This window comes from Psychroflexus torquis ATCC 700755 (assembly GCF_000153485.2).
GTDB lineage: Bacteria > Bacteroidota > Bacteroidia > Flavobacteriales > Flavobacteriaceae > Psychroflexus > Psychroflexus torquis.
Window position 1 is genome coordinate 37097 of the sequence record NC_018721.1, and the last position, 14422, is coordinate 51518.

Here is a 14422-nt window from a genome sequence, read left to right on the forward strand (position 1 = left end):
AGGTTTATAAAATAATTAAGCATACATGTTCTTCTAATACCAAATTATATTTATAATGCCGTATGAATAAATTGAATTATTTTTTGATTGATTGATTGAAATCAAAAATAACTAGCATAGCCTTAGCTCCGGTAATTATTTTTGATGAAAAGCAGGCGAAAAAAGCCTGTGCCGATTTCATATCGGTAAAACGATTTATTGCGTCATTATAGGTCTAATTTGGTATAACCAATTACAGGAGTATGTTGTGGGTTTCAAAAGTAAAAAACATAAAATCTCAATGTTTTAAGACAGTTTGTGTCTTATTTCAAAAAGACTAATCAATTTTATAAGACTCAATTTGAATTTAAATTAAACCCTATTTTAAAATCTTTAAAAGCCGATCCCATGCCTTTTCTCTAGCTTGGCTATTTTCCAAAGAGGCGTCTGGTTGTGCACCACTTCTCATAAACCCATGTCGGCCACCTAGGTAGATGTCATAGTCATAAAAATTTCCAAGTTGATTCATACCTTCTTCTGTTTTTGGTATAGTTGCATTTACTCTAGCATCGTTACCTCCATAAAATGCGTATACTGGAACTTGAATCTTTGCTAGATCTGCTTTATCTTTTGGAGCAGTACCGTAAAAGACAATAGCCTCTTCCAAATCTGGATTGTGAGTAGCATAGCTAAAACTTTGTGAGCCCCCCCAACAAAATCCAACGACAGAAATTTCTCCATTTCCTGCAGGAATAGATCTAGCATAGTCGAAGACAGCATCCAAATCTGAAGTTACTTGCTTTGAGTTCAATTCATATAAGGCATTACGAGCAGCATCAGAATTTTCAAAATCGCTAGTTTTGGACATATTTTCTGAAGTGCTGGATAATAAATCTGGAGCTATGGCTATAAATCCTTTAGCAGCCATCTCATCTGCAAAACGTCTTGCCCAGTCGTTTAGCCCTCTATTTTCATGAATGACTAAAATCACTTTTGCTTTTTGGGATACTTCTGGATAAACGACAAAATTGTAGAAGGTGCGCCCATCATTCTCCAATTCTAACCATTCGTGATGCCTCTATGACTTTTCTAAGACTTCTAAATCCGATTACGCAGATATTGTAAGGCTAATAAACAGCAAGCCAATTGTCAAAATTTTTGAAAGCATCATTTCTATGATTTAAGCTCAATTTTTAAGTTTAACAATTTAATAAATTTAGATCACTACTGCCGAAGGACCCATAAAGCTCCTAAAGCAATAACAATAGCGAGTCCGTAACTCAACAAGGTCCCAATAAGCACATATTCTGTTAGCTTTCTGTCCTTAGATCTAGATAGATCGCTAAAGCGAAATATAGATTTAGCTGCAATCAAAAACCCTATACCAGCCCAATACTCCATAACTACAAATCCAAAAATGAATAAACGTTCTAATATCCCTATATATAAGCCTGCCTTCTCCAGAGCTTCACCATCGAAGGTTTTGAGATCCCATTTGGATAAAGCTACTTTCAAAATAACAGCAGAAACGGAAGTAAGCATTATAAAAGCTAAAATCCATATCATCCATTGCTCTGAAGGATTTAAAAAGCTAATCCAATTGATGTCAAAATAAATCCCTAGTGCCCCTACAAGAATAAGAAGGTGCAACAATTGATCTCCAAAAAAAAGATAGGAAGCCGGTAAGCGATGCTTTAGTTTTATTTTAATGACATCTATGATTAAATGACTAAATCCAATAGCTACGATGACTGGAATTAATTTGATCTTAAAAGCTGTAAAAACAAACATCAAAAGGAAGTGAATACCTATATGCAGCCATAAGTAGATAGACTTCAATCCTTTTTCTTCTTTATCTTTTACCCACTTGTTAGCTTGCAAGACAAAATCTCCCAAAAAGTGTGCTAGTAAGAATTGAAGTAAAATCGTTGTCATTGTTTTAACATAATTGATTTATAATACTTCAATAAACTTTGAATTTCCTTATATCCAGCCTTCTGAAGTGTAAAACTTAATGTACTTGGCGACTTTTTGAGCAGTTCTGCAATTTGCTTTTGAGTATAGCCTGGATGTTCTAAAATAACTTTAAGAGTAACCGAATCTACACTTGACCAGGCATTGAAGGTAAGTAAACCCAAATCCAGCATTAAATTCAAAATTATATCTTGTTGTTCATCCCCAGTATTTACAGCTAAATGATCTGATTTTAAATTTTCAAAACACTCACCCGACCTGTAAAATGCGTCCCCTTGCTCCTCTGTTATTTTGCCAATAGGCCCTTTTGAATTTCCTATGCCTATAGCCAATCTTACATCTAAAGCACTAAATTGTTTAATGCAGGCTTTAATGTATAAACAAGCTTCTAAACTAGATTCTATGTTGGTCTTTAATTGAAAGCTATCTCCTCTATAAACTTCCCAATCTTCAGAAGAATTTCCATACCGATTCAAGGCATTCTTTAAAGACTCAAGCCAATCTAAAGATTTTCCTTCTCTAGAATTAATAATGTCTCCAGTGATTACAGCTATCATAAAAATTATTTTGAACAGTATAAAAATACAAAAATATTCGATATATACATCGGATTACTAGTTATTCGTTATATGTATCGAATTATTAATTATTCGATACATATAACGAATTTAATTCAATTCCAGGATTTATTTTTAAGTTTAAGTTATAGCTTGGTCAATTAAATGAAGAAGAAAGCATTGATTTAATATTGAACATAAACCAATAGACTTATCTACTCCAATTTTACAAATAGAAATTCTATATTTAATTGCATTTAAAACTTGATCTAATGACCAAAAAAGCAAACGAATTTCAAGTCACTTCAAAGATAAATTTAAGAAAAACCCCCACTTCTTTAACTCCAAAAAAGGGAGATAAAAAAATGAAAAAAGAGTTGGAAAAAGTAAGGAGAGAATTAGGTGATTTGCAGAATATACTTTACGCTCACGGAAAATATTCTGTACTTGTTTGTATACAAGGCATGGATACTTCAGGAAAAGATAGCTTAATTCGTGAGGTGTTTAAAGACTTCAACATTAGAGGGATTATTGCTCACAGTTTCAAAAAACCAACATTACAAGAACTTAAGCATGATTTCCTTTGGAGACATTATAAAGCTTTGCCTGCTCGTGGAAAGTATGCCGTCTTCAATCGGTCACATTACGAAAATATTATTATCTCAAGAGTTCACCCAGAAATTATTCTCAATGAAAACAATCCATACATCAACTCTATTGAAGACATAACTGAAGAGTTTTGGACCAAAAGAATTCAGCAAATTAAAAATTTTGAAAATACTATCAGTAGCAATGGGTGTATCATCTTCAAATTTTATTTACACATTTCTAAAGAGGAACAAAAACATAGGCTTTTGAGGAGATTAAATAAGCCAGATAAAAACTGGAAATTCGCCCCAGAAGATATAGAAGAGCGCAAATTGTGGGAGGATTATAGTCTAAACTATGAGAAAGCCATTAATGAAACCTCCACAAAAAGTGCTCCATGGTATGTCATCCCTTCAGATCATAAAGATCAAGCCCGGCTATTGGTTGCTAAAATTTTAAAAGAAAAAATGTCGTCTTACAAGGATATTCAAAATCCAAGCTTGCCTCCTCATTTGGAAATGAAGCTAGATGAATACAAAAAAATATTAAAAGAGTAATATATCTTAACGTGTATTATCCTGGAGACATCCACTTGAAACTAAATATAAAGTAAGCTTACCTTATTTTACAGTAGCTTATATTTGCGCTTGATACTAGCTTCAATGAAAACTAAAATTCTCATATTATTTATTTTTGCATTTCAAATTAGCCATTCTCAATCCATATTTGGAGAGGATAAAGTCATTACAAAAAGCATGTCAGAGCGCTGGGAATTAGATGATGAAGATAAAAATGGGACCTTTAAATTAACTTATTACAATCCTGTGTATGTTTTACCCACACGATGGTCCAACAACCCGAACGAACTACCACAAAGTGAAAACCCAGAGAATAGCTTTGAAGACCCTGAAAATTATAATCAGATAGAAGCCAAATTTCAATTGAGTTTAAAAACTAAGCTCATTCAATCCTTTTTATTCGGTCATGGTGATATATGGTTAGGTTACACTCAGTTAGCAAATTGGCAAGTTTACAACGACCCCATCTCAAGACCTTTTAGAGAATTAAATTATGAGCCTGAACTTATTGTCAACTTTCCGCTCAACATCACTCTATTTGGGCTGGATTTGAGAATGGCTGGTTTTGCCTTTAATCATCAATCCAATGGTAGAGATTTACCAAGATCTAGAAGCTGGAATAGATTAGTATTCCATGCCGCTTTCGAAAGAGATAACTTTCAAATGTACCTAAGACCATGGATAAGAATAGAAAGTTCCGACAAGGACGACAACCCTTCTATAGAAAATTATATAGGTCGTCTGGAAGCCACTTTTATATATAATATAAATAAGCATAGCTTATTAGTTATTGGAAAAAATGCAATGGATTTTGATGAAAACCGAGGGAGTTTGGAGGTTAACTATTTATATTCTGTAAAATCTAATCTTAGACTTCACTTACAAGTATTTACTGGCTATGGAGAAACCTTGATCGATTATAATCACAAGCAAACGACCATTGGTCTTGGAGTTTCCTTTATAGACTGGTAAGACACCGCAAGTCAATTTTTATTATACCCGTCTGTAAATCTTTAGCGGGTGGATTTAAGAAAATAAAAAGGATTAAAATAACATCGTAAACAAGATTAAAATTACTCTTATTTTGTGGTTTGTTTTATAAAAACTAAGCAGATTTTATGAATAATTCTTTTGCGCAGGATTAAAATGTACCTTTGCAAATAATTATATAAATGACCTATAATCCTATAGATTGTCATTTCAAAAAAACACTTTATGTTATTTAAGTCATTAGGACTCTCTGAAGCTCTTGTAAAAGCTGTAAGCTCACAAGGCTATGATACCCCAACACCTATCCAAGAAAAATCGATCCCTGCAGTATTGGAAGGGAAAGATGTTTTGGCATCTGCCCAAACAGGGACGGGTAAAACCGCAGGTTTTACTTTACCCCTACTCCAATTGCTATCTCAAACACCACCCTTAAGAAATAGACCTGTTCGTGCATTAATTTTGACACCAACCCGAGAGTTGGCTGCCCAAGTTCATCAAAGCGTAAAAGACTATGGGAAATTTGTTGATTTAAGATCTACCGTTATTTTTGGTGGTGTCAATCAAAAGTCTCAAGTGTCTACCCTTCGAAATGGAGTAGATGTTTTAGTTGCAACTCCAGGTCGACTTATAGATTTGAACAATCAGGGTTTATTATCTCTCGCAAAAGTTGAAATCCTAGTTTTGGATGAAGCAGACCGTATGCTTGATATGGGCTTTTTAAGAGATATCAAAAAAATAATGAAACTTATTCCAAAACAAAGGCAAACTCTACTGTTCTCTGCTACGTTTTCTAGAGAAATAAGATCGCTAGCGAGTGAGTTTTTGAAAAACCCTGTGTCTGTAGAATCCACTCCTGAAAATACGACTGTGGAAGCTATTGAGCAGCAAGTCTATCGCGTTGCTAAAGAAAAAAAGACAGACTTGTTGATAAAATTAATTTCTGAAGGGAATTGGGAGCAAGTTCTTGTGTTTTCAAGAACTAAACACGGCGCTAATAAGTTAGCTAAGAAATTGGAAGCTGCTAAAATAGGAGCTGCTGCTATTCATGGTAATAAAAGCCAAGGTGCTAGAACCAAAGCTTTAGCGGGTTTTAAAAGTGGTAGTGTAAAAGTATTAGTAGCCACAGATATCGCTTCTCGTGGATTAGATATTCCATTATTACCCTATGTAGTCAATTTTGAATTACCTAATGTATCTGAAGATTACGTGCATAGAATTGGAAGAACAGGAAGAGCAGGTGCCAGTGGACTTGCCGTTTCTCTAGTAAGTGCAGACGAAACCGTTTTTCTAAAAGATATTGAAAAGTTAATTGGTGATAAAATCCCTATGGATATTATTGAAGGTTTTGAGCCAGACCCTAACGCTTCCACCAAACCTTTTAATCCTCAGCAGCGAGGAAGAAAACCACAATCCAATTCTCGTTCTGGACAATCTAATAGACCTCAAAGAGAAAAATCTGGTAGCTCTAGACAAAGTTCGAACAAGCCAAGGCGATAAACTTCAAAAAAGGGAAACATGAGCGTTCAAAAGAATAACCCTTTGCACGGCATTACTTTAGAGCAAATCTTAACCGATTTGGAAGCTTTTTATGGGTGGGAATACCTTGGAGTGACTATCAACATACGGTGTTTTAAAGAAAACCCTTCTGTAAAATCTAGCCTTAAGTTTCTTCGTAAAACCCCTTGGGCAAGAACTAAAGTAGAGCAGTTATATCTGAAGTTTCAAAGAGAAATTAATGGATAAGGCTCCACCAGAATATTGGCTTAGGGGCTCTATTAAAGGTGTTCCAGATTTATTACAGCCTGCTGCTCATGCCTTATTACAATCCAAACTAGAAGCCTACAAATATACTAAGTCATTTGATGAAACCTTGCTTTGGAAAACGCCTCATAGTAGAGCAAGTGTTGGATTTCACTTACAGCATATCACCGGAGTTTTAGACAGAATGCTATCCTACGCGCAAGAAAAAAGTTTATCTGAAGTTCAATTTAAGGAATTAGAAAACGAAGGTGTCCCTAATGCTGAAATTACAATAGATACCTTATGTCGTAACTTCGATACTAAAGTGGAAAAGGCGATAGACTATTTTAAAAAACTTCACCATACCGAATTAACCAGTAAGCGATGTGTTGGTAGACAAGAATTACCATCCACACTTATTGGAGTCTTATTTCATGCTGCTGAACATAGTCAACGTCATATTGGACAACTTCTCGTCACTGTAAGTAGTCTTAAATCTAAAGATAGTGAGGCGAAATCTGCTCTTCTTTAGTTCTTATAATTAAGAGTTTCTATGCTTTAATTGAAGCCCATAGAGAAAATTTCTTAAGTATTGGTCCATAAGTTCTCTGTATTGAGGTTGAGTAGGTCTCCTTAAAAAAGCACTTAACTCGTGCTTACTCACTTTTTTTCCTGCTAATTGATAAAGCTCTATAATCTCGTCTGACTTTAATTGAAACGCTATTTTTAATTTTTTAAGCACATCGTTATTATTCAAAAAAGTTTCTAACGCTGGTTGAGGTCCCTCCTTTTTTCCTCGTTTATCAACAATAAGTCCATTTAAGAAGATGGCAAGCATCTTATCTTCCATTTCCACATAAGCCTCATCTTCCTCATCCTTCAACCAATCGCTCACTTCTGCCCTAGTGACTTCTTTGCTCCCCATGGCAAAAAGAGACATCATTTTGGAATCGGAATAATCGAATGTATAACGTAGTCTTCGCAAAATATCATTAGTGGTCATAATTCATCATTTAAATAAGCCAGGAAGTCTCCTTCTCTTATACTTGTTATATAATAGTTGTCAAAAATAAAGAAGACTATAAGAAGATGTTCGTTTTTTTATGGAATATATATGTAAACTTGTATTTTTATTTTTTCATGTACAAACAACTACTTAAGCATTTATCCAAGGATATTGAACTCACACCAGAAGAAGAACAAGAGTTCCTCAGCATATTAGAGCATCATACTTTTTTTAAAAAAAGTCTCCTTATACAGCCTGGCCAAAAAGTTGCCAAAGAATATTATGTACTCAAAGGTTGCTTAATAGCCTATTATCTAGATAAAGCTGGACAAAAACATATTATACAATTTGCTATAGAAGATTGGTGGATCAGTGACTTTGAGGCATTTTTCAATGCTTATCCAGCTCAATTGTTTGTGGAATGTATTGAGAATAGCGAAGTTTTAAGTCTTGACATATCGGTTTTAGAGGATTTATACTTTAGAATCCCAAAATTCGAGCGTTTTTTCAGACTTAAAATTACTAAAGCCTTTGTGGCCTTAAGAAACCGAATACTTTCTTCACTTCAAAAAGATAGCAAAACACGGTATCTAGAATTTTGTGAGCAATATCCAAACCTTCAAGGCAGAGTTGCCAATTATCATATTGCCAATTACCTTGGCATTACACCCGAAAGTTTAAGTAGACTTCGAAAAGGACTTCATTAATTTACGGTATTGAATTCATAACTAGCACTTTAATATTGACAGATTAACATAGATTAACGCTATGAATTGATCTACATCAATTTTTAAGGAGACCTGAGTCAGTATATTTGTATAAAATAAAATACCATGAAAAAAATACTTTTTGTTATAACAAGCAACGATAAATTAGGAGATACAGGAAACAAAACTGGATTTTGGATAGAAGAATTTGCAGCCCCTTATTATAAGTTAAAAGATGCAGGTTTCGACCTTACTTTAGCGTCTCCAAATGGAGGACAACCCCCAGTAGATCCTAACTCTGAAACTGAAGATGCTGCTACAAAAGCAACAGAGCGTTTCAATTTGGATAAAGAAACTCAAGCCTTACTTGCCAAGACCCATTCTTTGTCAGAAATTAAAGAATCTGATTATGATGCTATTTTTTACCCTGGAGGTCATGGTTTACTTTGGGACTTAGTGGAGGATAAAAAATCGAAAGAATTGATTGAATCTTTTAACGCCAATAAAAAACCACTCGCCTTTGTGTGTCATTCCCCAGCAATACTAAAAAATATAAAAGGCACAGATGGGCATCCATTAGTAAAAGATAAAAAAGTAACAGGCTTTACCAATCAAGAAGAGGACGCTGTTCAATTATCGAGTGTTGTTCCATTCCTATTAGAAGATATGTTAATTGAAAATGGTGGTGTATACACTAAGATTGAAGATTGGCATCCTTATGCTGTAGAAGATGGCAACTTGATTACTGGTCAAAATCCTGCTTCATCAGAAAAAGTAGCTGAACTTTTAGAAAAACAACTTAATGCATAATTTCATGCTTTGAGTATAATCAACTTAAGCCTCCTTTTGGGAGGCTTTTTTAATGGGTAATACCCACTTTTCCATATATTTCAACATGGATTTGGTTACCTTTGCGTTATAATTTAGATCATGCCATCCCTACCCCATCATATTGATATAAGAGTTAATCCAGAAGTTGCTCATGATACTGAAGGCTTAAAAAAAGCCATTACTCAGTATCTCGACATTCCATCAAGCGACCTTTTAGATTTTAAAATTCTTAAACGTTCGATTGATGCTAGAGCGAGACAAATTAAGTTTCAGTTACGCATAGCCTATTATTCAAAAGGAGAAGAGGTGAATTGGCCATCACTACCGGTAAAAAAATATCAGCATACCAACGAACAGAGTCCTAAAGTCATTGTAGTGGGAAGTGGGCCCGCAGGACTCTATGCCGCTTTAAAACTTCTTGAAAAAGGTCTAAAACCCGTTGTCATAGAACGTGGAAAAGAAGTAAGAGCCAGACGCCGAGATTTAGCAAAAATCAACAAAGAGCATTTGGTAAATCCAGAATCCAACTATTGTTTTGGTGAAGGAGGAGCTGGCACTTATTCAGACGGAAAATTATACACCCGTTCCGGTCATAAAAAAGCCATAAAAGAAGTGCTGGAAATTTTTGTTGAGCATGGGGCTAGTGAAGATATTCTCGTAGATGCACATCCGCATATCGGTACTAATAAGCTACCAAATATCATCACTAAGATGAGGGAAACAATTTTAGAATTTGGTGGAGAAATACACTTTAACAGTAAGCTAACCGACTTTATCATAGATAAAGACCGCCTTACAGGTGTGGAGATTAACCAGAACCTAACTATCTATGCAGAGGCTTGTATTCTAGCTACTGGACATTCTGCAAGGGATATATTCTATCTGCTTCATGATCGAAACATAAAAATAGAATTTAAAACCTTTGCTATGGGAGTTCGTGTGGAGCATCCTCAATCACTTATAGATCAAATACAATATAAAAAACCAGAACGTGGAGAATACTTACCCCCTTCGGCTTATAGTTTGGTCGAGCAGGTAGATGACAAAGGAGTTTATTCCTTTTGCATGTGTCCTGGTGGCATAATTGCCCCCTGTGCCACTTCCCCTGGTGAAGTAGTCACCAATGGATGGTCACCCTCCAAAAGGAATAATCCTTATGGCAATTCTGGCATTGTAGTGACTGTTGATGACGAACAATTGGAAGATTATAAAAAATATGGACCATTAAAAGGTTTAAAATTTCAGGAATATATTGAAAAAAAATGCTGGGCATTAGCTGGAGAATCTCAAAATGTTCCCGCTCAGCGTCTTCAGGATTTTATTAAAAAAAGGAAATCTGACTCTATCCCCAAAAATTCATACCAACCAGGAACAACTTCAGTAGAAATGGATACTATTTTTCCTGAAACCATAACAAAGAGACTTCGACAAGGGTTTATAAATTTTACTCAAAAGATGAAAGGCTTTGATCATCCTGATGCTGTTATTTTGGCTCCAGAGTCTAGGACGTCCTCTCCTGTGAGAATTCCAAGAGACAAGGATACGTTAGAACATCCTGATTTAAAAGGCTTATATCCTTGTGGTGAAGGAGCAGGTTACGCTGGAGGAATTGTTTCAGCGGCATTGGATGGCGAGCGTTGTGCCAATGCCATAGCAAAAGTAATGATGGACTCTCCTCAAATTTCTAAATAAAAAAACTGCCTATTTGAGATAAATAGGCAGTAACAAACTAAAATTAAAAATAAATTAATCGGCTTGATATATCTCTAAAACCCTAGCTGAAGGATCTTTAACATCCCCACACCATTTAGGCAACCACTGATAAGGGGTGAGTTGAAAGTGTGATTTATAATAATATTCAAAGGTTTTGAGATAATAATATGCTTCTTTTGTTGCGGGTTCAGGAGAATATTTAAACTTTTCAGTTTGAAATTCTTCGTCAGAGACTAAAGTATTGACGTGTTCTTGGATGACTGTACTCCATGATTTTTGCTTACTGCTCACACTATCTGAAAATCCGTTTTTACGACGCCATAGTATTTCTTCTGGAATTAAGTTTTCCTTTTCAAAAGCTTTTCTGATCAGGTACTTTTCAATTTTTTGGTCAGAAAATAGTCTGCTTTCAGGAGGTATAGACATGAAGAATTTCACAAAAGCTTTGTCAGCAAAGGGAACTCTTGCTTCTAGTCCCGCATTTGAAATTGACCTATCCGCTCTCTTCATATCAAAAAACTGAATATCCTTAAGCAATCTTATGGATTCATGCTGAAAGCTTTCTGAGTCTGGTGCATTTTGAAAATACAGATAAGATCCAAATTCATCTGCAGTTTCTCCAGAGAATAAGACTTTCACATCGGAGTGGTCTCTTACATATTTGGCGACAAGTTGGTGACCCACCGAAGCGCGTATAGTCGTGACATCATAACTTCCTAGCATATACACTGTATGCTCTAGTTCGTCTAAGAAATCTTGTTCTGTACAAACGATGCTATGGTGAATACTTCCTATATGATCTGCTACTATTTTGGCAGCAACAATATCTGGGCTTCCTTCTAAACCAATAGAAAACGTTTCTAATTGTTTCCCTTTTTCTTTTAATTTTCTAGCCAGTATTCCTGCTACAAGACTGCTATCTAACCCTCCGCTTAATAAGCAGCCTAGAGGTCTTTCACTCATCATCCGTTTTTCAACAGATCGAGTTAATAAGGTATTGATTTTTTCACAGTACTCCTCTTCAGTGAGATCTGTAGTGTCATAATCATGAAAGAAGTAAGGTGTCACTTTATCCGTATAGGAATTCCAATAATGCCCTGGAGGAAATTGGTTTAATTCTTTTGAAAAGAGAATAGCTTTGGCTTCTGAGGCAAAATAAATTTCAGAGTCGTCATATCCCATATACATGCCTCTCACGCCTAAGTGATCTCGTGCAGCGATATATAGATCTTTGGATTCGTCATAAATAACAAAAGCAAACTCCCCGTCTATTTCTTGAAGCATTTTCTCTTCACCTATCAATTGATATAAATCGATAAGAATTTCACAATCCGATCCTGTCTCTAACTTAATATCATATTTATCTGCTAATTCTAAATAATTAAATATTTCTGCGTTGGCGACTAGCCAAACACCATTTTTATACATCGGTTGGTTTCCCATTGGTGTTAAGCCATTTATGGCTAAACGATGAAAACCAAAATAGGTATTTTCTTTAATGGTCTTAAAGTCTGAGGAGTCTGGTCCACGGTGTTTGATTTTCATGAACTCATCCACTAAGAATTGACTAGATTTTGCACTTTCGATAGCTACAAATATTCCACACATAACAGATTATATTTAAATTATTTAAAGCAAATAAGAGATAATACTTAATATAAAACAACTTAAAAGACATAATTATTAAAAATAAGTTTTAATTTAGCTAAATACTAAAAATTATAAAGATGCTAGATGTAACTGATAAGAAAATCTTAAATATATTAAGTAAGGACGCTAGAGCTCCTCTAAAGCAAATTGGAAATGAATGCAACATGAGTCCTACAGCGGTTCATCTGCGGGTGAAAAAACTAGAGGAACAAAAGATTATCACTGGTTCGAAGAGTGTCATAGACACGTATTTATTGGGCTATCAAACTCAGAGTTTTATCGGTATTTACTTCAATAAAGCCAATATTTATAGGAAAGTAAGTCAAGCTTTGTATAAAATTGATGAAGTGGTAGAATGCAATTATACAACAGGTAACTTTTCACTATTAGTCAAAGTGATATGCAAAGACAATAAACACCTCACCGAAGTTTTAAGCAACAAGATTCAAACAATAGATGGCGTCGCTAGGACAGAAACCTTTATTTGTTTGGAACAGACCTTCACTAGAGAAATAGAATTTTAGAGTTAATAATACCGAGTTAATGCATTGATTTTTTTTCTAAAAACTTATTCCTTATGATTTGGTCTACAGATACGTTTGTAATTTTACTTTCTAACCAAGATATAATATCTAGATATAAAAATGCTCTACGCTCGTAAGGGTCATCTTCGTATGTCTTGAGTTTTTCTAAAACTTCTCTAAAAGCTGATTTGAGGTCGTGAGGAAAAATATCTGGTAAGGCTTTCATAAAACTGATAATTTCCATTTGTACATCATTCAACTCATTCATTTTGATAAGAAACTTATAAGTACTTCTTAAATGTGACTCCAAGTGGTAATCCATACCAGCGTCATAATGTGCGAAGAGATTTAATATTCTTGAGAAACACATCAAATCTTCTCTCATGGTTAAAGATTTGTTGGAAATAATTTTATCCAAATAATGTATACACTCTTTATTGTTTCCTACACAAAAATAAAGGCTCGCTATTTTGTAATAGAAAACCATAATGTGGTGTTCATCAATTCTGTTTTGAAAATGTTTTATACCCTTTAGGATATCAGTCACTAAGCTAAGCCCCTCTTCAAATAAACCTTTTATAAAACAGAGGTTTAATCTATCGGTATTTAGATATAAAAAGACCAGCCCCTCAATATTATCATCTTTTGGAAAGGATTTTTTTGAAATATTCATTTCCATGTCTTCCAACACAGCTTCAAACCTTTTGTGATCTTGTATGTAAAATAAAGATTCCAACAGATATTGATTTCCTTTTAAAAACCAAACAGGGTTGAGGGAAATCATTTTAGGATAGTCTTGAAATAATTCTACCCATTTTTTGGAATATTTGTAACAGGCTATAAAATCTTGGATTAAGAAACTCAACCATAAGTAAGAATTATAAAGCCATAGTTTTTCTCTAAATCCTAAATCCTTTACATCAAATTTTGGCAGATTAGAATTAAAGTAATCAAGAACTTCAACCTTCTCTTGGTCACTTTTTACATAGCCTGACTTTAAAATAATACTATAAAGTTTAAGTGACAAATTAGATAAACTACTCGCAATCAAATTAAGATTGCTAAATCTGCTGGACTGTTCAATCAAATCATCTGCCCTACTTTCGATACTTCTAGTAATATACTGTGACTCTATAAGTTTTTCCAACTCAACAATCTCAAATACTAAATTCTTTTCTTCATGACTTACCGCTATTTCTTTAGCTTTACCTAAGATTTTTAGGCTTTGCTTATACAAACCCTTATGGTAAAGAATAGTAGCAAATTCTGTTTGTTCTCTTATTTGTGAACGTACATTCTGATGAAAAGGATTAAGCTTAAGGCTGATTAAAATCTGCTTATATAAATGTGCTTTTACATTGGCTAATTGTTGTTTTTTCACAAAGCCCGTCGTCAAAATATCCTTTTCCTTATACTTAGAAGCCTTTTCCAAAAAGTTGAATAAATTCAAAAATTTTGAATCCTCATTATCTTCCAATCGACCTACATATAGCTTAAACTGGCGCTTTTCAGATTTGGTTAAAGACTTTATCAATAAAAATAGGTTGTCTTTTTGATCTTTAATCATCAATGAAATTTTTATATA

Annotated in this window: 15 protein-coding genes; 9 read left to right on the top strand and 6 right to left on the bottom strand. The window is 34.4% G+C overall.

What is annotated here, in order from left to right:
- Nucleotides 1-358: 358 nt before the first annotated feature.
- The 3 genes from P700755_RS00155 to P700755_RS00165 all read right to left on the bottom strand — a co-directional run bounded on the left by P700755_RS00155 (nucleotide 359) and on the right by P700755_RS00165 (nucleotide 2510).
- On the bottom strand, nucleotides 359-1036 hold the full coding sequence (locus tag P700755_RS00155; protein WP_015022729.1) for a dienelactone hydrolase family protein: 678 nt from the start codon (nucleotides 1034-1036) through the stop codon (nucleotides 359-361).
- A gap of 167 nt (nucleotides 1037-1203) precedes the next feature.
- Nucleotides 1204-1914, bottom strand: coding sequence for a DUF3307 domain-containing protein (locus P700755_RS00160; protein ID WP_015022730.1), 711 nt, complete (start codon nucleotides 1912-1914; stop codon nucleotides 1204-1206).
- Nucleotides 1911-2510, bottom strand: coding sequence for a hypothetical protein (locus tag P700755_RS00165; RefSeq protein WP_015022731.1), 600 nt, complete (start codon nucleotides 2508-2510; stop codon nucleotides 1911-1913). The genes P700755_RS00160 and P700755_RS00165 overlap by 4 nt, the downstream gene beginning before the upstream one ends.
- A gap of 272 nt (nucleotides 2511-2782) precedes the next feature.
- On the opposite strand from P700755_RS00165, the gene P700755_RS00170 reads away from it, so the two are divergent.
- From P700755_RS00170 to P700755_RS00190, 5 genes are all read left to right on the top strand, one after another.
- Nucleotides 2783-3655, top strand: a complete 873-nt coding sequence (locus P700755_RS00170; RefSeq protein WP_015022732.1) for a PPK2 family polyphosphate kinase — start codon at nucleotides 2783-2785, stop codon at nucleotides 3653-3655.
- 105 nt (nucleotides 3656-3760) lie between these two features.
- The gene (locus P700755_RS00175; RefSeq protein ID WP_015022733.1) at nucleotides 3761-4648 is read left to right on the top strand and encodes a phospholipase A; all 888 of its coding nucleotides are present in this window, start codon (nucleotides 3761-3763) and stop codon (nucleotides 4646-4648) included.
- A gap of 243 nt (nucleotides 4649-4891) precedes the next feature.
- A complete protein-coding gene (locus tag P700755_RS00180) occupies nucleotides 4892-6163 on the top strand; it encodes a DEAD/DEAH box helicase (RefSeq protein ID WP_015022734.1) in 1272 nt (423 codons plus the stop codon).
- Nucleotides 6164-6181: 18 nt separating this feature from the next.
- The gene (locus P700755_RS00185) at nucleotides 6182-6409 is read left to right on the top strand and encodes a VF530 family protein (RefSeq protein WP_041758088.1); all 228 of its coding nucleotides are present in this window, start codon (nucleotides 6182-6184) and stop codon (nucleotides 6407-6409) included.
- Nucleotides 6402-6938: a DinB family protein gene (locus P700755_RS00190; RefSeq protein WP_015022736.1), complete on the top strand. Its 537-nt coding sequence runs from the start codon at nucleotides 6402-6404 to the stop codon at nucleotides 6936-6938. Before P700755_RS00185 ends, P700755_RS00190 begins: the two co-directional genes overlap by 8 nt.
- A gap of 9 nt (nucleotides 6939-6947) precedes the next feature.
- Here P700755_RS00190 and P700755_RS00195 read toward each other — a convergent pair whose 3' ends face one another.
- Nucleotides 6948-7409, bottom strand: a complete 462-nt coding sequence (locus P700755_RS00195) for a YehS family protein (protein ID WP_015022737.1) — start codon at nucleotides 7407-7409, stop codon at nucleotides 6948-6950.
- A gap of 137 nt (nucleotides 7410-7546) precedes the next feature.
- Between P700755_RS00195 and P700755_RS00200 the strand changes: the two genes are divergently transcribed.
- The 3 genes from P700755_RS00200 (at nucleotide 7547) to P700755_RS00210 (ending at nucleotide 10642) form a co-directional block, all read left to right on the top strand.
- Nucleotides 7547-8119, top strand: coding sequence for a Crp/Fnr family transcriptional regulator (locus P700755_RS00200; protein ID WP_015022738.1), 573 nt, complete (start codon nucleotides 7547-7549; stop codon nucleotides 8117-8119).
- Nucleotides 8120-8245: 126 nt separating this feature from the next.
- Nucleotides 8246-8929, top strand: a complete 684-nt coding sequence (locus P700755_RS00205; RefSeq protein WP_015022739.1) for a type 1 glutamine amidotransferase domain-containing protein — start codon at nucleotides 8246-8248, stop codon at nucleotides 8927-8929.
- A gap of 120 nt (nucleotides 8930-9049) precedes the next feature.
- Nucleotides 9050-10642, top strand: coding sequence for an NAD(P)/FAD-dependent oxidoreductase (locus tag P700755_RS00210; RefSeq protein WP_015022740.1), 1593 nt, complete (start codon nucleotides 9050-9052; stop codon nucleotides 10640-10642).
- Between the two features lie 54 nt (nucleotides 10643-10696).
- Here the strand turns inward: P700755_RS00210 and P700755_RS00215 are convergent, their stop codons facing one another.
- Nucleotides 10697-12271: an asparagine synthase-related protein gene (locus P700755_RS00215; protein ID WP_015022741.1), complete on the bottom strand. Its 1575-nt coding sequence runs from the start codon at nucleotides 12269-12271 to the stop codon at nucleotides 10697-10699.
- Nucleotides 12272-12390: 119 nt separating this feature from the next.
- Between P700755_RS00215 and P700755_RS00220 the strand changes: the two genes are divergently transcribed.
- Nucleotides 12391-12837: an Lrp/AsnC family transcriptional regulator gene (locus P700755_RS00220; RefSeq protein WP_015022742.1), complete on the top strand. Its 447-nt coding sequence runs from the start codon at nucleotides 12391-12393 to the stop codon at nucleotides 12835-12837.
- Nucleotides 12838-12853: 16 nt separating this feature from the next.
- On the opposite strand, the gene P700755_RS00225 is transcribed toward P700755_RS00220, so the two are convergent.
- Nucleotides 12854-14404, bottom strand: coding sequence for a hypothetical protein (locus P700755_RS00225; protein WP_015022743.1), 1551 nt, complete (start codon nucleotides 14402-14404; stop codon nucleotides 12854-12856).
- Between the last annotated feature and the right edge of the window lie 18 nt (nucleotides 14405-14422).

Coding starts and splice junctions, on each gene's coding strand:
- P700755_RS00175 (WP_015022733.1), top strand. CDS start 3,761: ATGAAAACTAAAATTCTCATATTATTTATTTTTGCATTTCAAATTAGC.
- P700755_RS00195 (WP_015022737.1), bottom strand. CDS start 7,409: ATGACCACTAATGATATTTTGCGAAGACTACGTTATACATTCGATTAT.
- P700755_RS00190 (WP_015022736.1), top strand. CDS start 6,402: ATGGATAAGGCTCCACCAGAATATTGGCTTAGGGGCTCTATTAAAGGT.
- P700755_RS00170 (WP_015022732.1), top strand. CDS start 2,783: ATGACCAAAAAAGCAAACGAATTTCAAGTCACTTCAAAGATAAATTTA.
- P700755_RS00200 (WP_015022738.1), top strand. CDS start 7,547: ATGTACAAACAACTACTTAAGCATTTATCCAAGGATATTGAACTCACA.
- P700755_RS00215 (WP_015022741.1), bottom strand. CDS start 12,271: ATGTGTGGAATATTTGTAGCTATCGAAAGTGCAAAATCTAGTCAATTC.
- P700755_RS00160 (WP_015022730.1), bottom strand. CDS start 1,914: ATGACAACGATTTTACTTCAATTCTTACTAGCACACTTTTTGGGAGAT.
- P700755_RS00220 (WP_015022742.1), top strand. CDS start 12,391: ATGCTAGATGTAACTGATAAGAAAATCTTAAATATATTAAGTAAGGAC.
- P700755_RS00225 (WP_015022743.1), bottom strand. CDS start 14,404: ATGATTAAAGATCAAAAAGACAACCTATTTTTATTGATAAAGTCTTTA.
- P700755_RS00185 (WP_041758088.1), top strand. CDS start 6,182: ATGAGCGTTCAAAAGAATAACCCTTTGCACGGCATTACTTTAGAGCAA.
- P700755_RS00205 (WP_015022739.1), top strand. CDS start 8,246: ATGAAAAAAATACTTTTTGTTATAACAAGCAACGATAAATTAGGAGAT.
- P700755_RS00165 (WP_015022731.1), bottom strand. CDS start 2,510: ATGATAGCTGTAATCACTGGAGACATTATTAATTCTAGAGAAGGAAAA.
- P700755_RS00210 (WP_015022740.1), top strand. CDS start 9,050: ATGCCATCCCTACCCCATCATATTGATATAAGAGTTAATCCAGAAGTT.
- P700755_RS00180 (WP_015022734.1), top strand. CDS start 4,892: ATGTTATTTAAGTCATTAGGACTCTCTGAAGCTCTTGTAAAAGCTGTA.